This window comes from Actinomadura nitritigenes, assembly GCF_017573545.1.
In the GTDB taxonomy this organism is placed as follows: Bacteria; Actinomycetota; Actinomycetes; order Streptosporangiales; family Streptosporangiaceae; genus Spirillospora; species Spirillospora nitritigenes.
The window spans coordinates 64,104-82,337 of sequence record NZ_JAGEOK010000024.1; the positions used below are offsets into that span (position 1 = coordinate 64,104).

Consider the following 18,234-nt stretch of genomic DNA (forward strand, 5'->3'; position numbering starts at 1 on the left):
TCGCCCGGCGGCGGGGGCCGGCGAACCGGCCGCTACCGGACACCGCGCCCGAGGCCCCCTCCCCGCAGCGGGAGGGGGCGGGCGGCGGCTAGCCGAGGCAGGACGGCCCGAGGAGCTGCTTCAGATCCCCCATCAGCGCCGGCGACGGGGCGACGCGCAGCCGGTCGTCCAGCCGGACGACCGTGGTGCGCGGCCCGTTCTGCAGGTGCAGGTGCACCTCCGACGTCCCCGGATGGGTGATCAGCACCTCCTTCAGCCGCGACACGGTCGGCGGCGTGCAGCGGCCGAGCGGCAGCGTCACCGCCAGCGGGCCGGTGCCCTCGGTGATGGTCAGGTCCGGCTGGGTGACCTCCATCGCGATGATCTTCGCGACGTCCTCGCGGCGGTCCAGCTTGCCCTTGACGATGAGGATCGCGTCCTCGGCGAGCAGCGTGGAGCACAGCTGGTAGGACGACGGGAAGCACAGCACCTCGATGGAGCCGCCGAGGTCCTCCAGCTGGAACATCGCCCACGAGTTGCCCTGCTTGGTGACCTTGCGCTGCAGGCCCGACAGCAGCCCCGCGACGACGACGATCTGCCCGTCCGGCCGCTCGCCGCCGTTCAGCACCGCGATCGTGCAGTCGGCCTCCCGCTCCAGGATGTGCTCGACGCCCAGCAGCGGGTGGTCGGAGACGTACAGGCCGAGCATCTCCCGCTCGAAGGCCAGCAGGGTGGTCTTGTCCCACTCCTCGCCCTCGGGGATCGCGACGGCGAACGCGTCCTCGCCGCTCTCGTCCTCCAGCGCGCCGAACAGCGAGTCCTGCCCGACGGCCTCCTTGCGCTTGATGTCGATGACCGAGTCGATCGCCTGCTCGTGCACCATCAGCAGCGCCTTGCGCTGGTGCCCGAGCTCGTCGAACGCACCCGCCTTGATCAGCGACTCCACGACCCGCTTGTTGCAGACCTGCGACGGGACCTTGTTGAGGAAGTCGTTGAAGTCGGTGTAGGCGCCCTTCTCCTTGCGGGCCGCGACGATCCCGTCCACCACGTTGTGGCCGACGTTGCGGACCGCCGACAGGCCGAAGCGGATCTCGGTGTCGCCGAGCGGGGTGAAGTCGGCCTCGGAGGTGTTGACGTCCGGCGGCAGGACCTTCAGCCCCATCCGGCGGCACTCCGACAGGTACAGGGCGCTCTTGTCCTTGTCGTCGCCGACGGACGTCAGCAGGCCTGCCATGTACTCGGCCGGGTAGTTCGCCTTGAGGTAGGCGGTCCAGTAGGAGACCAGGCCGTACGCGGCGGAGTGGGCCTTGTTGAAGGCGTAGTCGGAGAACGGGACGAGGATGTCCCACAGCGTCTTGACGGCCTCCTTCGAGAAGCCGTTGTCGAGCATGCCCTTCTCGAACCCGACGTACTGGGCGTCCAGCTCGGCCTTCTTCTTCTTGCCCATGACGCGGCGGAGCAGGTCCGCCTTGCCGAGCGTGTAGCCCGCCACCTTCTGCGCGATCGCCATGACCTGCTCCTGGTAGACGATCAGGCCGTAGGTCGTGTCGAGGATCTCCTTGAGCGGCTCCTCCAGCTCCGGGTGGATCGGGGTGATCTCCTGCTGGCCGTTCTTGCGCAGCGCGTAGTTGGTGTGGGAGTTCGCGCCCATCGGGCCCGGCCGGTACAGCGCGCCGACGGCGGAGATGTCCTCGAAGTTGTCCGGCTTCATCAGCCGCAGCAGCGAGCGCATCGGGCCGCCGTCGAACTGGAACACCCCGAGGGTGTCGCCGCGCGCGAGCAGGTCGTAGGTCGGCTGGTCGTCCAGCGGGAGCGAGAGCAGGTCGACGTCGACGCCCTTGTTCTTCTTGATCCCCTTGAGCGCGTCGTCGATGATCGTCAGGTTCCGCAGGCCCAGGAAGTCCATCTTCAGCAGGCCGAGCGTCTCGCAGGTCGGGTAGTCGAACTGCGTGATGATCGCCCCGTCGGCGTCCCGGCGCATGATCGGCACGTGGTCGGTGATCGTCTCACCGGACATGATGATCCCGGCGGCGTGCACGCCGGTCTGCCGGATCAGCCCCTCCAGGCCCTGCGCCAGATCCATGATCTGCTTGACGTCGGTCTCTTCCTGGTACAGCTTGCGCAGCTCGCCGGCCTCGCCGTAGCGCGGGTGCTTCTCGTCGAAGATGCCCGACAGCGGGATGTCCTTGCCCATGACGGCGGGCGGGAACGCCTTGGAGATCCGGTCGCCGAGCGCGTACGGGAAGCCGAGCACGCGGCCGGCGTCCTTGATGGCGGCCTTCGCCTTGATGGTGCCGAACGTGGCGATGAAGGAGACCTTGTCGGCGCCCCACTTCTCGGTCGTGTACTTGATGACCTCGGCGCGCCGGTCTTCAGGGAAGTCGATGTCGATGTCGGGCATGGACGCGCGCTCGGGGTTCAGGAACCGCTCGAAGATCAGCCCGTGCGGGATCGGGTCGAGGTCGGTGATGCCCATCGCGTACGCGATCAGCGAGCCCGCCGCGGACCCTCGTCCCGGCCCGACCAGGATGCCGTTCTCCTTGGCCCACATGATGAAGTCGGCGACGACGAGGAAGTAGGACGGGTACCCCTTGCCGAGGATGACGCCCATCTCGTACTCGGCCTGCTCCTTGTACCCCTCGGGCAGGCCGTCGGGGAAGCGCCGCTCCAGGCCCTTCCAGACCTCCTTGCGGAACCAGCTCTCCTCGGTCTCCCCCTCGGGGACGGGGAAGCGCGGGCTGAGGTCGCGGTGCTCGAACATCCCGGCGGGGTCGACCTTCTCGGCGAGCAGCAGCGTGTTGCGGCAGCCCTCGGCCCAGATGTCCGACGAGTCGATGCCGCGCATCTCGTCGGCGGTCTTGAGGTAGTAGCCGGACCCGTCGAACCGGAACCGGTCGGGGTCGGCGAGCTGCTTGCCGACCTGCACGCACAGCAGCGCGTCGTGGGCGGTCGCCTCGGACTCGTGGGTGTAGTGCGAGTCGTTGGTGACGAGCGGCGGGATGTTCAGCCTCTTGCTGATCTCGATGAGGCCGTCGCGGACGCGGCGCTCGATGTCCAGCCCGTGGTCCATCAGCTCGAGGAAGTAGTTGTCCTTGCCGAGGATGTCCTGGAAGGTCGCGGCGGCCTTGAGCGCCTCGTCGAACTGGCCGAGCCGCAGCCGGGTCTGGATCTTGCCGGACGGGCAGCCGGTCGTGCCCATCACGCCCTCGGCGTGCTCGGCGAGCAGCTCCTCGTCCATCCGCGCGTACTTGAAGACGAAGCCCTCGGTGTAGGCGCGGCTCGACAGCTTGAACAGGTTGTGCAGGCCGGCCTTGTTCCGCGCCCACAGCGTCATGTGGTTGATCAGGCCGCCGCCGGAGACGTCGTCGCGCTTCTGGCTCGGCTCGCCCCACTGGACCTTCTTCTTGTGGAAGCGGGACTCGGGCGCCATGTACGCCTCGATGCCGATGATCGGGGTGACGCCGACGGCGGTGGCCTGCTTGTGGAAGTCGTAGGCCCCGTGCATGTTGCCGTGGTCGGTCATCGCGATCGCCGGCATCTTCTGCCGCCCGACCTCCTCGAACATCTGCTTCAACCGGGCGGCTCCGTCGAGCATGGAGTACTCGGTATGAACATGCAGGTGAACGAAAGAGTCGGCCATGCCCGCTGCGCCTCCTGATGCTCGCATGCGACCGCCCACGTGCGTGGCCCGCACGTGGTCGCGGTATCGGTCCCGGGGGAAGAACGCCGCCCCGGCGGTCGCCGGGATGACGCGGTCCTGAGAGCCTAACCCCGTCCGGGGGCCGTCCGCTCCCCGACTCGCCCACCGTCTCCCGCGTCACGTCCGGCACCCGGGGCGACGCCCGCCCCACCCCTTCGGAGCCGTCTCGGGACGCGAGACGGAGGTCCGGGATTTGACCGGCGCGGGGCGTCCCGCCGTATCATCGTCGCGTGGAACGTCGCCATTTCGGGTTTACGCGGCCGGCTCCGGGCGAGCCGGTCGGCACGACGACCTGAGCGACGACCCCGGAGCCGGCCAAGGCGGAGACCCACTCGGGCTCCGCCTTTCGCATTGGACGCGGCCCCGGGCACGGAACCCCCTGCGCGGCGCGGCCGCCGCGAGAAGGGAGACCGACATGCACGACCAGGTCATCGACGCCACCGGCGACGCCCCCGACGCCCCTGACGCCTCCGTGCCGTCCTGCCCGGCCCGCGGGCCGTCCGGCGCGCCCGCCGAGGCGGCCGCCCCGCTGCTGCGCGTGCCGCTGCCGTCCGTCGAGGACCTGGCGACGGTGGCGGAGGCGCGCGCGGCGATCGACGGGCTGGACGCGGCGCTGGCGGTGCTTTTGGAGCGCCGCGCCGCCGTCGCCGCCCTCGTCCAGCGGCTCAAGCCCGTCGGCGGGTTCGCGGGCCGCGACCCGGACCGGGAGCGCGCGATCGTCGACGCGATGGCCGAGCACGCCCCCTCCCTCGGCCGCGACCGCCTCGCGAAGATCATGAGCGCGGTCATCGAGGCCGGCCTGGCCGCGGCCGACCGCTGACCGCCGACCGCGGGGCCGGGGCGCGCCGGGAGCGCGCCCCGGGCCGCCGGTCAGGACTCGTCGGAGACGATCTCCAGGGCGCGGGCCAGGTCGTCGGGGTACGGGCTCTCGAACTGCACCCAGTCGCCCCGCGTCGGGTGCTCGAAGCCCAGCCGGACGGCGTGCAGCCACTGCCGGCGCAGGCCGAGCCGCTCGGCGAGGGTCGGGTCGGCGCCGTAGGCCATGTCGCCCGCGCAGGGATGCCGGATCGCCGACATGTGCACGCGGATCTGGTGCGTCCGGCCCGTCTCCAGGTCGATGTCCAGCAGCGTGGCGGCGCGGAACGCCTCCACCGTGTCGTAGTGCGTCACCGACGGCTTGCCGCCCGCCACGACCGCGAACCGGCCGTCGCCCGACGGGTGCCGGTCGATCGGCGCGTCCACCGTCCCGCGGAACGGGTCCGGGTGGCCCTGCACGAGCGCCTGGTAGCGCTTGTCGATGCGGCGCTCCTTGAACGCCCGCTTGAGCCGCGAGTAGGCGACCTCGCTCTTGGCCACCACCATCGCTCCGGTGGTGTTGGCGTCCAGCCGGTGGACGATCCCCTGCCGCTCGGACGCGCCGCTGGTCGCGATCGTGTGCCCGGCGCCGAGGAGCCCGCCGAGGACGGTCGGGCCCGTCCAGCCGGTCGTCGGATGGGCGGCCACCCCGACCGGCTTGTTCACCACGACGATGTCGTCGTCCTCGTAGAGGATCCCCATGCCGCGCACGGGCTCGGCGACCGCCGCGGGCGGCGCCGGGGGCGGCGGCAGCGTCACCTCCAGCCAGGCGCCGGCCTGCACCCGCTCGGACTTGGTCGCCACCTCCCGGCCGTCCAGCAGGACGTCGCCGGCGGCGATGATGTCGGCGGCCCCGCCCCGCGACAGCCCGAACAGCCGGGCCAGCGCGGCGTCGACCCGCTCGCCCTCCAGTCCGTCCGGCACGTGGAGGCTGCGCGCCTCACCGCCCATCAGGGCTTCTCCTCGCGCGCCGGGACGTCCTCGTCCCCGCCCGCCGGGGAGGCGGTGCCGTCCTGCGCGGGCGCTTCGCCGCCGTCGCGCGGCGCGGCCTCGGGCGCCTTCGCGTCCCTCGCCGCGGGGGGCTCCTCGACGGCGGGCGGCTCGGCGGAGGGCCCGTCCGGCTCCCCGTCCCCGTCGCCGTCGCCGTCCTTGCCGGTCAGGCGCGTCCCGTCGATCTGGAGGCCGCGCGCCGCGAGGACGACGGCCAGCACGCCGCCGCAGACGATGGCCGAGTCCGCCAGGTTGAACACCGGGTAGTGCGGGAACTCGATCCAGTCGACGACGTGGCCCTTCAGCGGGGCCGGGGCACGGAACAGCCGGTCGAGCAGGTTGCCGATCGCGCCGCCGAGCAGCAGCCCCAGGCAGACCGCCCAGGGCAGGCTGCGCAGGTTGCGGGCCGTCCGCAGGATCGCCACCACCACGCCGCAGGCGATCACGGTGAAGACGATCGTGTAGCCGGTGCCGATCGAGAACGCTGCACCGCTGTTGCGGGTCTCGCGCAGCGTGAGCAGCCCGCCGAGCAGCCGGACCGGCGCCCGGTCCTGCAGCGTGGCCACCACGATGGTCTTGGACACGATGTCGGCGGCGAGCGCGGCCAGGGCCACGGCGATCAGCACGCCGACGCGGCGCGGCCGGGGAGATCCCGTGGATTCCCCGGCCCCTCCGTCAGGGTTCGTTTGGTCGCTCAGCGACGTTCCTCGCGTTGTTTGCATGTCACACACAGGGTCGCACGCGGGAAGACCTGGAGGCGCGCCTTGCCGATCGGTTCGACGCACGACTCGCAGATCCCGTACGTGCCGGCTTCCATTCGCTGGACGGCCCGCTCGATCTGGGCCAGAAGGTCCTGTGAATTGTATGCGAGCGCCAGCTCGTGCTCGCGCTCGTAGGTCTTGGCGCCCGCGTCGGCCTGGTCGTCGCCGGCGCCCTCGCTGATGTCGCCCTCGGCGATCTGCACCGCGGACGCCGCGATCTCCTCGCGCAGCGTGACGATCTGCTCCTCCAGGCCGGCCCGCACCTCGGCGAGCTCCTCGGCCGTCCAGTGCCCCTCGCCCGCGCGGACGGGCAGGTCCGCGGCCTTCGCCGCGACTGCCTTGCCCCCGCCCGTCCCGGCGGCCTTGCCAGAACCCGCCGGGGCCTTCCCCGCGGCGCGCTTGGCGGTGGGCTTGGCGGTGGGCTTGGCCGCGGGCTTGGCCGCCCGGGAGCCGCCGGCGGACCTGGCCGCGGCCGCCGTCCCCCCCGGCTTCTCGGCCGCGGGCGCCTTCGCCGAGCCCTGCCGCGCGCTCCGGCCCTTCTTGCCGGCGGGCGCCGTCCTCGCGGAGGACCCCGTCTCGCCGGACGGCACCGTCTCCCCGGAGGGCACCGTGCCCTTTCCCGCGCCGGCCATGGTGGCCTCCTCAGCGCTGATCGCCTCGACAGGCAGTGCGGGCAGCATAAGTCCCCTTTCGCGGGCCGGGTAAACACCCTGGGTCGGTTACCGACCGCTTATGCCCGGGGCCCGCTCACAAGGAAACTCCACTGAATAGCAGGAGATCGCAAAGGAAGCTCATCACCGGGGTCAGGCACCGGCGAGCCCCCGCGGGACGGGCCGGCGGGAAGAGGACGGTGGCCGCGTGCGTTAGAGTCGGGGCAGCAGTCTTGTGGCAGGCGCTGATGGGGACACCTGCCGCCGAACGCGGCCATGAGCGACCCGGGGACGGTGCGAGCCCGGGGGCGAGCCCGGCGGCCTGATCACCCCGGAGCCGCCGGAAGAACCGTCCCGGGCGTCCCCCGTCCGAGGCCCAGTAGACCCGGCAGCCGAGACTCGAACGAAGCGGGCCGCGCATGTCCGGGCGACCGGGCCGCGCGGTCAAGGAGGGTGGTACCGCGGGTCCCCGCTCGGCCGGTCCGGGCAGGCGTCTCGTCCCTCCGGTCCACGTGCAGGTTCACGCGTCGATCCGGAGGTCCCTCGAAGTGAGCCGTAGTTTCCGGCCGCTGCCCGCGCAGGTCGATCTGCCCGCCATGGAGCGGGACATGCTGCGCCGCTGGCGGGAGAGCAAGGTCTTCGAGCGGTCCCTGGAGCGCACCGCGTCCGGGACCCCCTGGGTCTTCTACGAGGGCCCGCCCACCGCGAACGGCATGCCCGGCGTCCACCACGTCGAGGCGCGCGTGTTCAAGGACATCTTCCCGCGCTTCAAGACCATGAAGGGCTACCACGTCCCCCGGAAGGCCGGCTGGGACTGCCACGGCCTGCCCGTCGAGGTCGCCGTGGAGAAGGAGCTCGGCCTCACCGGCAAGAAGGACATCGAGGAGTACGGCGTCGCGGAGTTCAACGACCGCTGCCGCGAATCGGTCCTGCGCCACGTGGACGCGTTCGAAGAGATGACCGAGCGCATGGGGTACTGGGTCAACACCGACCAGGCGTACCGGACGATGGACCCCGAGTACGTCGAGGCCGTCTGGTGGTCCCTGAAGCAGGTCTTCGACAAGGGCCTGCTGTTCCGCGACTTCCGCATCACCCCGTACTGCCCGCGCTGCGGCACGGGCCTGTCCGACCACGAGCTGGGCCAGCCCGGCGGGTACGAGACGGTGTCGAGCCCGTCGGTGTACGTGCGGATGCCCGTCACGTCCGGTCCCCTCGCCGAGATGGGCGCCGCGCTGCTGATCTGGACGACGACGCCGTGGACGCTGGTGTCCAACACCGCCGTGGCCGTCCACCCGGACGTCACCTACGTCGCCGCCCGCCCCGCCGGGTCGGACGAGATCCTCGTGGTGGCCGAGCCGCTCGTCGACCAGGTCCTCGGCGAGGGGGCCGAGCGCCTCGCGACCTACCAGGGCCGCGAGCTGGAGCGCACCACCTACCGGCGGCCGTTCGAGCTCGTCGACATCCCGGACGCGCACTACGTCGTGCTCGGCGACTACGTGACCGTCGAGGACGGCACCGGGCTCGTCCACCAGGCGCCCGCGTTCGGCGCGGACGACATGACCGTCTGCAAGAACTACGGCATGCCGATCGTCAACCCGATCGGGCCGGACGGCCGCTTCCTGCGCGAGGTGCCCCTCGTCGGGAACAAGTTCTTCAAGGACGCCGACGAGCCGCTCACCGACGACCTGCGCGCGCGCGGGCTGCTCTACCGCGGCGGCCACTTCGAGCACAGCTACCCGCACTGCTGGCGCTGCCACACGCCCCTGCTGTACTACGCGCTCCCCGCCTGGTACATCCGCACCACGCAGATCAAGGACCGGCTGCTCGAGGAGAACGAGAAGACGAACTGGTTCCCCGAGACCGTCAAGACGGGCCGGTACGGCGAGTGGCTGCGCAACAACGTCGACTGGTCGCTGTCCCGCAGCCGCTACTGGGGCACGCCCCTGCCGCTGTGGGTGTGCGGCGCCGACGAGGACCACATCACCTGCGTCGGCTCCCTCAAGGAACTGGGCGAGCTGGCCGGGAGCGACATGTCCTCGCTCGACCCGCACCGCCCCTACGTCGACGACGTCACGTTCCCGTGCCCGCAGTGCGGCACCGAGGCCCGCCGCGTCCCGGACGTCATCGACGCCTGGTACGACTCGGGCTCCATGCCGTTCGCCCAGTGGGGTGCGCCGCACCGCAACAACGACGTCTTCGAGAACGCCTACCCCGCCCAGTACATCTGCGAGGCGCAGGACCAGACCCGCGGCTGGTTCTACTCCCTGATGGCCATCGGGACGCTGGTGTTCGACCGGTCGTCCTACGAGAACGTCCTGTGCCTGGGGCTGATCCTCGCCGAGGACGGCCGGAAGATGAGCAAGCACCTCGGCAACGTGCTGCGGCCCATCCCGCTGATGGACCAGCACGGCGCCGACGCGGTGCGCTGGTTCATGCTCGCCAGCGGCCTGCCGTGGGCGTCCCGCCGGGTCGGCCCCGGCCCCCTGGAGGAGATCGTCCGCAAGGTCCTGCTGACCTACTGGAACACCGCCTCCTTCTTCGTCCTGTACGCGAACGCGGCGCAGGCGCAGGGGAAGGCGTGGACGCCGGACCGGCTCGGTGAGGCCCCCGCGCCCGCCGACCGCCCCCTGCTGGACCGCTGGGCGCTCGCCGAGCTGCACCGCACCGTCCGGGAGGTGGACGCGTCGCTGGAGCAGTTCGACACCGCCCGGGCCGGGCGCCGCCTCGCCGAGTTCGTCGACGACCTGTCCAACTGGTACGTCCGGCGGTCCCGCCGCCGCTTCTGGGAGGGCCCCGAGACGGCCGAGGGCGCCGCGGCGTTCGCGACGCTCTACGAGTGCCTGGAGACCCTCACCCGGCTGATGGCGCCGATGGTGCCGTTCATCACCGACCACGTGTGGGACGTCATCCGGCCCGAGGGCGGCCCCGAGTCGGTGCACCTCGCCGACTGGCCCACCGTGGACGAGGACCTCCTCGACGCCGACCTCGGCGCCCAGATGGCGCTCGTCCGGCGGCTGGTCGAGCTCGGCCGGTCCGCGCGCGCCGCCAGCGGCGTCCGCACCCGCCAGCCGCTCGGCCGCGCCCTCGTCGGCGCCGCCGGGTGGGCGGGGCTGCCCGAGCAGCTGCGCGCCCAGATCGCCGAGGAGCTGAACGTCCAGGCGTTCGAGGAGCTGTCCTCGATCGGCGGCGACCTCGTCGAGTACGAGGTCAAGCCGAACTTCCGGGAGCTCGGCAAGCGGTACGCCAAGGACACCCCCAAGGTCGCCAAGGCCGTCACCTCCGCCGACCCCGCCGCGCTCGTGCACGCGCTGCGCGACACCGGCGCCGCCGAGGTCGACGCCGAGGGCGTCGGCGCGGTGAGCCTGTCCCCCGGCGACGTCATCGTCACCGAACGGCCGCGCAGCGGCTGGGCCGTGGAGAGCGCCGCGGGCGAGACCATCGCCCTCGACCTCACCGTCACCGCCGAGCTGCGCCGCGCCGGGCTCGTCCGGGAGGCCGTCCGGCTCGTCCAGGAGGCCCGCAAGGCCGCCGGGCTGGACGTCACCGACCGCATCGAGCTGTGGTGGCAGGCCGCTGGAGACGACCTCGCCGAGGCGCTGCGCGCCCACGGCGACGAGGTCGGCGCCGAGGTCCTCGCCACGTCCGTCACCGAAGGCCGCCCCGAGGGTCTCACCGCGGGCCGGGACGACGAGCTCGGCCTGACGTACTGGCTCCGCAAATCCTAGCGGATCCCCTGGCGCGGTCGGAAGGCCGCGCCAGGGGGCCGTGCTCCTGGAACTCCCGTCACGGCCGGCGGGCGTTTCCCCGGCTCCGCCGAAGCCGCCCGGGGAAACGGCCCGCCGGCCGTCGCGCGTTTTCGCGACACATCGCGTTTGGGTTGTCGCGTTTGCGATGATGGTCCCGTGAACCTTCCCGAGCAGCCCTCCGAGCCCGGTTCCCCCGCGCGCATGCGCGCCTCGGACGCCGACCGCGACCAGGTCGCCGACCGTCTGCGCGAGGCCCTCGCGGAGGGGCGCATCACGCCGGAGGAGCACGCCGAGCGCATCGACGCCGTCTACCGGGCCAAGACCTACGCCGACCTCGACCCGCTCCTCGCCGACCTGCCGTCCGAGCAGGCGCCGCGGCCCAAGGTGCGGCTGCACAAGGACGAGGCGCCGCTGCCGCCGCCCGTCCCGCAGTCGCCCAACCTCGTGGCGGTCTTCAGCGGGGTGACCCGCCGGGGACGCTGGCTCGTCGAGCCGACCACCAACGTCTCGTGCGTGTTCGGCGGCGTCGACCTGGACTTCCGCCAGGCCGTCCTGAGCCAGGGCGAGGTCACCGTGAACGTCAGCTGCCTCTTCGGCGGCATCGACATCACGGTGCCGCCCGGCGTGCGGGTGACCAGCTCCGCCGCGATGGTGTTCGGCGGCGCCGACCTGCCCGACGACGTCACCGACCCGGACGCGCCGCTGATCAGGCTCACCGGCATGGTGATCTTCGGCGGGATCAACGTGCACCGCCGCGAGGCCGGCGAGCGGCCCTCCCGGCGCGACCGGCACCTGGAACGCCACCGGCGGCACCTGGAGCGGATGGAGGAGCACCACGAGCGGATGCTGGAGCGCCACTCGGACGTGCACCGCCGCCGCGACGAGCGCCGCGACCGCCTCCGCGAGCTCCGCGCCGAACGCCGCCGCCACCGCTGACGCCCGCCCCCGGACGACGGGGGCGGGCACCGGACGGCGGCCACGCCGCCGGGCGGGCCCGTCTCGCGGCGGGCGCGGGAAGGTGCCGGGACGTCAGTCCCGCGCGTGCTCCCGGTCGGGCTGGCAGACGAGGCACGGGGTGCAGCCGCGGGCCTTGGCCTCGGCGCGCGACAGCGCCTCCAGGTCGTCCGCCTCGTCGCCGATGTCCTCGATGAGCGCGCAGTCGGTGCGGTGGTAGCGCTTCGTGCCGCTGAGGATGCGGACCTGCGGGCCGTCGTCGTCGGCGTCCGCGGTCTCGGCTGGCTCGGCGGGCTCGTCGAAGTCGTCGTCGGCGGGCTGCTCGTCCGCGGCGGGCTCGGCCGGAGCCGGGACGGCCGCGTCGTCGGCGTCGCGGGGACGCGGAGCGGCCGCCTCGCCCAGGTTGAGCGGGTCGGAGCCGAAGTCGGTGGTCACGTCGGTCGGCCCGGATCCGGCCGCGGCGGGCCTCTCGTCCTCGTGGGCGACCTCCCGCTCCGGCTCCGGCTCACGCGCCGGCGGCTCGGGCGTCTCGGCCGCCTGCGCCTCGCCGGCGGGCTCCTCGGCCGGCTCGGGCTCCCGCGGTGGCAGGCCGGCGACGGGGATGTCCGTCAGCGTCGGCCCGGCGGGGCTGCGGAACGAGGCGGGGGCGCTCTCCGGCTCCGGGTCGGGATCGGCGGGCGAGGACGACCAGGCGGACGGCACGCGGCCGGACGGCGCCTCCTCGTGGCGCCCGGCCGACGGGCGGTCGTGCTCGGGCCCGCCCGGCTCCGGGACGCGGGGGATCTCCGTCGTCGGGCCGAAGGCCGCGGGCGCGGGGTGCGGTGCGGAGGGAGCGGCGTGCGCGGGCTTGGCCAGCCCCGCCAGGCCGCCCTCCGAACCGGCCGCGGAGCGCTCCATGCCGGGCTTGGTGAGGTCGGGGCCGTCCGCGACCGTCCTGCCCGGGTCAGGTGACCCGGGTCCCGACGCCGCGGCGCGCGCCGCCAGTGCGGTGTCGGGCATGCAGGCGGTGCAGGGGCTGAACCCCTCCTCCTTGGCCTCGGCGTAGGTGAGCTCCTCGGTGTCGCGCCCGGCGAGCTGCCGGCACGTGTCGAGGTGGTAGCGCTTCCGTCCGCGCACGACGAACACCAGGGCGTCGTCGGGCACGTCGACGGGCTGAACGGGGATCTCGACCTCGTCGTCGGGATCGGCCGGGGCGTCCAGGGCCGGCCGGGTCGCCGCGGGGGCGCCGGACGCGCTCTTGGCCGCGGGCACCGGCGGAGCCGGCCGCGGGCGCTTGGCCTTCCTGCCCTTCCTGGCCGGCGTGCTGGGGGCCCCGGTGCCGAAGAGCTCCTTGCGGCGCAGGAACACCCCGATGGCCAGGCACAGCGCGGAGACGATGCTGACGGCGATCGAGATGTAGATCACCACCAGCGCGTCCAGGCCGAAGACCTGTGCGCTGTCTCCGTTGCCGGCGACGATTCCCGCAACCAGCAGGGCGATCGCCGCCACCACGAGAACGCCACTCAGGATGATCACAGGGTCTCTCCCCCTCGTTCGGACCGCTCGGCTCCGGGCCGCCCTTCAGGCCCAGGTGTCACGCCGACGCCGCCGGGACGGCGGCGATGCCATCCTCGGCGCGGCGATCGGAACGACACTATCGCCTGCGGTGCCCGCGTCAGCGCCTCTCGTGCGGCGGGTTGTCACCGCCGCCGGAGTGGAACGCGCCGGTCGCCGAGTGCTGCACCTGCTGGGTGTGCTCGGCGGGCGACGGGAAGGTCGGCCCGGCGGGGTTGGAGCCGGCTCCGCCGTTGCGGTTCTCGCCGTGCGGCAGCGGGTTCTGCGGGCCCGGCTGCGGCGCGGGCTGCGGCGCCGGCGGCTGCGCCATCGAGGGCGCCGCGCCCGGGACGGCGGCGAACGCGCCGGTCTCGGTGCTGCCGGCCTCCAGGTCGCGCAGCTGGCCCTCCAGGTAGACCTTCAGGCGGCTGCGGTACTCGCGCTCGAAGGCGCGCAGGTTGTCGACCTCGCGCTCGAGCTCCTCGCGCTGCTGCACGAGCGAGCCCATGACCTGGCGGTGGCGCTCCTGGGCGTCGCGGTCGAGGGCCTCGGCGCGGGACCGGGCCTCGCTGACGATCTGGTCGGCCTGCCGGCGGGCCTTGCCGAGGATCTCCTCGGCCTCGCGGCGGGCGCGGCCGAGCGTCTCGTCGGCCTCGCGGCGGGCGTCGGCGATCGCCTGGTCGGCGGTCTGCTGCGCCAGCGCCAGCACGCGCGCGGCGGTGTCCATGTTGTCCTCGCCCGTGGGCGCCGGCGCCATGCCGAGGCCGAGGGGGACGGGCTCCGGCTCGGGCTGCGGCTGCGGCTCGGGGCGGGGAGGCTCCGGGATCTTCTGAACGTCCGGCTTGGGCTCCACGATGGGGGCGGCCATGGCGGGGACCTTGCCACGGAGGCACTCGGCGAGCTTGGCCCGCAGCTCCTCGTTCTCCTGGATGAGGCGGTCGAGCTCGGCCTCGACCTCGTCGAGGAAGGCGTCCACCTCCTCCTCGTCGTACCCCGGCCTCAGCCTGGTGGTACTGAACTGCTTGTTCCGCACATCGGCGGGTGTCAGCGGCATGTTCGTCTCCTTGGCGCGCTTGGAGTCTGTCCCAAAGGACGGTATCCGATCAGAGCCTCTGCACGAAGATGATCAAGACCCACACCACAAAGATGAGGAAGGTGAAACTGAGGTCCAGCGCCACGTTACCCAGCCGTATGGGAGGGATGAAACGCCTCAGCAGCTTCAGCGGCGGATCGGTGATGGTGTAGGTCGCCTCGGCGATCACGAGCACCACCCCTCTGGGACGCCACTGCCTGGCGAACGACTGCAGCACCTCCAGGATCAGCCTGCCGATCAGGAACAGCAGGAAGATGTACAGGAGGTACGTCAGCACCTGTCCAACGATGTTCACGGACACTCTCGCATGTGGCTGTCAGCTTTGGTTGAAGAACCCTCGTTCTGCCATCCGGGCCTTGTCCTCCGCGGTCACCTCCACGTTGGCCGGTGAGAGGAGGAACACCTTGTTCGTAACACGCTCGATGCTCCCGTGCAGGCCGAACACGAGACCCGCCGCGAAGTCGACGAGCCGTTTGGCGTCGCTGTCGACCATCTCGGTCAGATTCATGATCACCGGTGTGCCCTCACGGAAGTGCTCCCCGATGGTCCTCGCCTCGTTGTAGGTCCTAGGGTGCAGCGTAGTGATGCGCGCAAGGTCGGTGGTACCGGACTCGTAGAGAGCCACGGAGCGTCGCTCGGGCGGTGACACCGCGTGATGATCGCGTTCCCGGTCCGCGGTCTCCTCGGCTCGGGTAAGCTGACCGCCGGATTCGTCCTCGCGACGGCGCCCCTGACCGGGGTCGGTCTCGTCGTCGTAGGGCTCGTAGTCGTACTCGTCGCCGTACTTGTCGTCGTAGCGGTCGTCCTCCACCAGGCCGAGGTAGACCGCCATCTTGCGCATCGCGCTGGCCATACGCCCCTCCGTGTCCTGTGGCCGCGGCACCCCGGCGCCTCCGGCACCGCTGGACCGATCCGTCTACGTGGGCCCGCGTTCCGGCAGGTACCACTCCCGGGACATTACCTGACGATTGCCCGTCGGCCGCCGAGCAACGCCGTACCGATCCGCAGGTGTGTCGCGCCGCACGCGATCGCCTGCTCCAGATCACCGCTCATGCCCGCAGAGACGATCCGGGCGTCCGGATGGTTCCGCCGCAATCGCGCCGCGACGGCGGCGAGCCGCTCGAAGGCGGGCAGCGGGTCGGCGCCGAGCGGCGCGACGGCCATCAGCCCGCCCAGCTCCAGGCCCTCGGCCGCGGCGATCGCGTCGGCGAGCGCGGGGACCTCGGCCGGGGCGGCGCCGCCGCGGTGCTCGGCCTCGTCGAGCGAGACCTGGACGAGGCAGCGCAACGTGCGGCCGGACCGGGCGGCGGCGTCCGACAGCGCGGTGACCAGCCGGGACCGGTCGACCGAGTGCACGACGTCGGCGTAGGACGCGACCGCGCGCGCCTTGTTGGTCTGGAGCCGGCCGACGAAGTGCCAGGTGAGCGGGAGGTCGGCGCATTCGGCCGCCTTCGGCCGCGCCTCCTGGTCGCGGTTCTCGCCGACCTCGGTGAGGCCGAGTCCGGCCAGCAGCCGCACGTCCGAGGCGGGGAAGGTCTTGGTCACCGCGATCAGGGTGAGCTCGGCGGGGTCGCGCCCGGCGGCGGCGCAGGCGGCGGCGATCCGGCCGCGGACCTCCCCGAGGCTCTCGGCGATCTCCGCGCGCCGCTCGTCCGGGCGCGGAGCGCCGCTCGTCCCACCGGAGGTCACGCGCCACCTCGCCAGGAGGGGCGACCTTCGTCCTCGAGCCAGACGAATCCGGCGAACCGGCCGGTGCGGCCGTCGCGGCGGTAGGAGAAGAGGCCGGGGGCCTCGATGGTGCAGCGCGGATCGATACGGACGTCGTCCACCCCGCTCGCCGCGAGCTGCGCGGCGATCCCGGCGCGGATGTCGAGGCCCGGGGTGCCCTTGGCGGTCGTCGCGTGCGCGGCGGGCACCACGGCGGCGACCTCGTCGCGCATCTCCGCGGGCACCTCGTAGCAGCCGCCGCACGCGGCGGGGCCGATCGCGGCGCGGATGCGGGCGGGGTCGGCGCCGCGCTCGCACATCGCCTTCACCAGCGCGGGGACGACGCCGGCGGCGGTGCCGGGCCGGCCGGAGTGGGCCGCGCCGGCCACGCCCGCGGCGGGGTCGGCCAGCAGGACGGGGGCGCAGTCGGCGACGAGCACCGCGAGGACCAGGCCGGGGACGGTGGTGACGATCGCGTCGACCGGGCCGTGGTCGCCGGCGTCGGCGGGGGCGGTGACGAACGCGACGTCGGCGCCGTGCACCTGCCGCATCCAGACGGTGCGCGCGGGGTCGACGCCGAGCTCGGCGGCGGCGCGCCGCCGGTTGGCGGTGACGGCGGCCGGGTCGTCGCCGACCGCTCCGCCGAGGTTGAGGGAGTCGTAGGGGGCCGTGCTCACGCCGCCGGACCGCCCGGTGAAGGCGGCGCCGACGCCGTCGCCCAGGGCGACGGTGGTGATCACTTCAGGAAGTCGGGCACGTCGAGGTCGTCGTCCTCGTCGAACACGACCGGACGGCGGCGTCCCCCGGCGGGGGCCGGGCCACCGTCGTTCTCACCGGCGTGGACCCGCGAGGGGGACGACTCGGCGGACGGGCGCGGCGCGGGGGCGCGCGAGCCGGAGTCGGCGGAGCCCTGGTCGCGGTCGGCGTGCTGCGCCGGCGGGGAGGACGGCTGCGACTCGGCGCGGGCGGGCTCGGAACGGGACGGGTCGCCGGGAGGCGATCCGCCGCGGCCGCCGGCCCGGTCGTCGCCGGCCGGTCCCGGGGAGCGCTCGGCCTCGGGCCGGGGCGCGGGCGCCGGGACGGGCGCGGCGAGCGGCGTGGACTGCTGCGGCGCGGCGGCGGCCTGCGCGACCGACTGCTGCGGCGCGGGCTGCGGACCGGTGTCGGACCGGCCGACCCGGCTCGGGATCGGATTGGACGGCGCCGGCGGCGCGGCGGGCGGCGGCACCGGGCGGGGCGGCGGGGCGGCGCGCTTGGTCTCCGGCTCAGGGGCCGGCCGGGCAGGGCGTCCCTCGTCGAACCCCGCCGCGATCACGGTGACCCGCACCTCGTCGCCGAGCGCGTCGTCGATGACCGCGCCGAAGATGATGTTGGCGTCCGGGGCCGCCGCGTTCGAGACGAGCTGCGCCGCCTCGTTGATCTCGAACAGGCCGAGGTCGGAGCCGCCGGAGATGGACAGCAGCACGCCGTGCGCGCCGTCGATGCTGGCCTCCAGCAGCGGGCTGGAGATCGCCATCTCCGCGGCGGCGACGCTGCGGTCGTCGCCGCGCGCCGAGCCGATGCCCATCAGCGCCGAGCCGGCGCCGGACATGACGGACTTGACGTCGGCGAAGTCCAGGTTGATCAGGCCCGGGGTGGTGATCAGGTCGGTGATGCCCTGGACACCGGACAGGAGCACCTGGTCGGCGGCCTTGAACGCGTCCAGCACGCTGACCTGCCGGTCGGAGATCGACAGCAGCCGGTCGTTGGGGATCACGATGAGGGTGTCGACCTCGTCGCGCAGCGTCTCGATGCCGGCCTCGGCCTGCATCGCGCGGCGCTTGCCCTCGAAGCTGAACGGGCGGGTGACCACGCCGATCGTCAGGGCGCCGAGCGACCGGGCGATGTTGGCGACCACGGGCGCGCCGCCGGTGCCGGTGCCGCCGCCCTCTCCGGCGGTGACGAAGACCATGTCGGCCCCCTTGAGGACCTCCTCGATCTCCTCCCGGTGGTCCTCGGCGGCCTTGCGGCCGACGTCCGGGTTCGCTCCGGCGCCGAGGCCCCGGGTGAGCTCGCGGCCCACGTCCAGCTTCACGTCGGCGTCACTCATCAGCAGCGCCTGGGCGTCCGTGTTGATCGCGATGAACTCGACGCCCTTGAGTCCCTCCTCGATCATCCGGTTGACGGCGTTGACGCCGCCGCCGCCGATACCGACGACCTTGATGACCGCGAGGTAGTTCTGCGGTGCTGCCACGACGAGGGGCCTTTCCGCTCGCTCTATCCGACC

The 18,234-nt window shown here is 73.0% G+C and carries 14 protein-coding genes; 3 read left to right on the top strand and 11 right to left on the bottom strand.

Features of this window, described 5'->3' with window-relative positions:
* Positions 1-88: 88 nt before the first annotated feature.
* Complete coding sequence (gene dnaE, locus J4557_RS32350; RefSeq protein ID WP_208270653.1) at positions 89-3,619, bottom strand: DNA polymerase III subunit alpha; 3,531 nt, start codon at positions 3,617-3,619, stop codon at positions 89-91.
* Positions 3,620-4,094: 475 nt separating this feature from the next.
* Here dnaE and J4557_RS32355 point away from each other — a divergent pair, with 475 nt between their 5' ends.
* Positions 4,095-4,499, top strand: coding sequence for a chorismate mutase (locus J4557_RS32355; RefSeq protein WP_208270564.1), 405 nt, complete (start codon positions 4,095-4,097; stop codon positions 4,497-4,499).
* Between the two features lie 50 nt (positions 4,500-4,549).
* Here the strand turns inward: J4557_RS32355 and J4557_RS32360 are convergent, their stop codons facing one another.
* The 3 genes from J4557_RS32360 to J4557_RS50010 form a co-directional block, all read right to left on the bottom strand.
* Positions 4,550-5,485 (bottom strand): RluA family pseudouridine synthase, encoded by a 936-nt coding sequence (locus J4557_RS32360; protein WP_208270565.1) that lies wholly within the window; start codon positions 5,483-5,485, stop codon positions 4,550-4,552.
* Positions 5,485-6,150 carry a signal peptidase II gene (lspA, locus tag J4557_RS32365; protein WP_307800333.1) on the bottom strand — a complete coding sequence of 222 codons (666 nt, stop codon included), beginning with the start codon at positions 6,148-6,150 and terminating at the stop codon, positions 5,485-5,487. Before lspA ends, J4557_RS32360 begins: the two co-directional genes overlap by 1 nt.
* A 68-nt stretch (positions 6,151-6,218) precedes the next feature.
* Positions 6,219-6,599, bottom strand: a complete 381-nt coding sequence (locus J4557_RS50010) for a TraR/DksA family transcriptional regulator (RefSeq protein WP_243776698.1) — start codon at positions 6,597-6,599, stop codon at positions 6,219-6,221.
* A gap of 884 nt (positions 6,600-7,483) precedes the next feature.
* Between J4557_RS50010 and ileS the strand changes: the two genes are divergently transcribed.
* Together ileS and J4557_RS32380 are read left to right on the top strand one after the other, a co-directional pair.
* A complete protein-coding gene (ileS, locus tag J4557_RS32375) occupies positions 7,484-10,660 on the top strand; it encodes an isoleucine--tRNA ligase (RefSeq protein ID WP_208270567.1) in 3,177 nt (1,058 codons plus the stop codon).
* Positions 10,661-10,837: 177 nt separating this feature from the next.
* Positions 10,838-11,617, top strand: a complete 780-nt coding sequence (locus J4557_RS32380) for a DUF1707 SHOCT-like domain-containing protein (RefSeq protein ID WP_307800334.1) — start codon at positions 10,838-10,840, stop codon at positions 11,615-11,617.
* Positions 11,618-11,710: 93 nt separating this feature from the next.
* Here the strand turns inward: J4557_RS32380 and J4557_RS32385 are convergent, their stop codons facing one another.
* The 7 genes from J4557_RS32385 to ftsZ all read right to left on the bottom strand — a co-directional run bounded on the left by J4557_RS32385 (position 11,711) and on the right by ftsZ (position 18,201).
* Complete coding sequence (locus J4557_RS32385) at positions 11,711-13,150, bottom strand: hypothetical protein (protein ID WP_208270568.1); 1,440 nt, start codon at positions 13,148-13,150, stop codon at positions 11,711-11,713.
* A 139-nt stretch (positions 13,151-13,289) separates the two neighbouring features.
* Positions 13,290-14,222 (bottom strand): DivIVA domain-containing protein, encoded by a 933-nt coding sequence (locus J4557_RS32390; RefSeq protein ID WP_208270569.1) that lies wholly within the window; start codon positions 14,220-14,222, stop codon positions 13,290-13,292.
* A 49-nt stretch (positions 14,223-14,271) separates the two neighbouring features.
* Positions 14,272-14,556: a YggT family protein gene (locus tag J4557_RS32395; protein ID WP_151547235.1), complete on the bottom strand. Its 285-nt coding sequence runs from the start codon at positions 14,554-14,556 to the stop codon at positions 14,272-14,274.
* Between the two features lie 21 nt (positions 14,557-14,577).
* Positions 14,578-15,114, bottom strand: coding sequence for a cell division protein SepF (locus J4557_RS32400; protein ID WP_190862283.1), 537 nt, complete (start codon positions 15,112-15,114; stop codon positions 14,578-14,580).
* A gap of 104 nt (positions 15,115-15,218) precedes the next feature.
* Positions 15,219-15,950, bottom strand: coding sequence for a YggS family pyridoxal phosphate-dependent enzyme (locus J4557_RS32405; RefSeq protein WP_208270570.1), 732 nt, complete (start codon positions 15,948-15,950; stop codon positions 15,219-15,221).
* Positions 15,947-16,708 carry a peptidoglycan editing factor PgeF gene (pgeF, locus tag J4557_RS32410; RefSeq protein ID WP_208270571.1) on the bottom strand — a complete coding sequence of 254 codons (762 nt, stop codon included), beginning with the start codon at positions 16,706-16,708 and terminating at the stop codon, positions 15,947-15,949. The genes J4557_RS32405 and pgeF overlap by 4 nt, the downstream gene beginning before the upstream one ends.
* Positions 16,705-18,201, bottom strand: coding sequence for a cell division protein FtsZ (gene ftsZ / locus J4557_RS32415; RefSeq protein ID WP_208270572.1), 1,497 nt, complete (start codon positions 18,199-18,201; stop codon positions 16,705-16,707). The genes pgeF and ftsZ overlap by 4 nt, the downstream gene beginning before the upstream one ends.
* Between the last annotated feature and the right edge of the window lie 33 nt (positions 18,202-18,234).

Coding starts and splice junctions, on each gene's coding strand:
- J4557_RS32390 (WP_208270569.1), bottom strand. CDS start 14,222: ATGCCGCTGACACCCGCCGATGTGCGGAACAAGCAGTTCAGTACCACC.
- J4557_RS32360 (WP_208270565.1), bottom strand. CDS start 5,485: ATGGGCGGTGAGGCGCGCAGCCTCCACGTGCCGGACGGACTGGAGGGC.
- dnaE (WP_208270653.1), bottom strand. CDS start 3,619: ATGGCCGACTCTTTCGTTCACCTGCATGTTCATACCGAGTACTCCATG.
- J4557_RS32355 (WP_208270564.1), top strand. CDS start 4,095: ATGCACGACCAGGTCATCGACGCCACCGGCGACGCCCCCGACGCCCCT.
- J4557_RS32400 (WP_190862283.1), bottom strand. CDS start 15,114: ATGGCCAGCGCGATGCGCAAGATGGCGGTCTACCTCGGCCTGGTGGAG.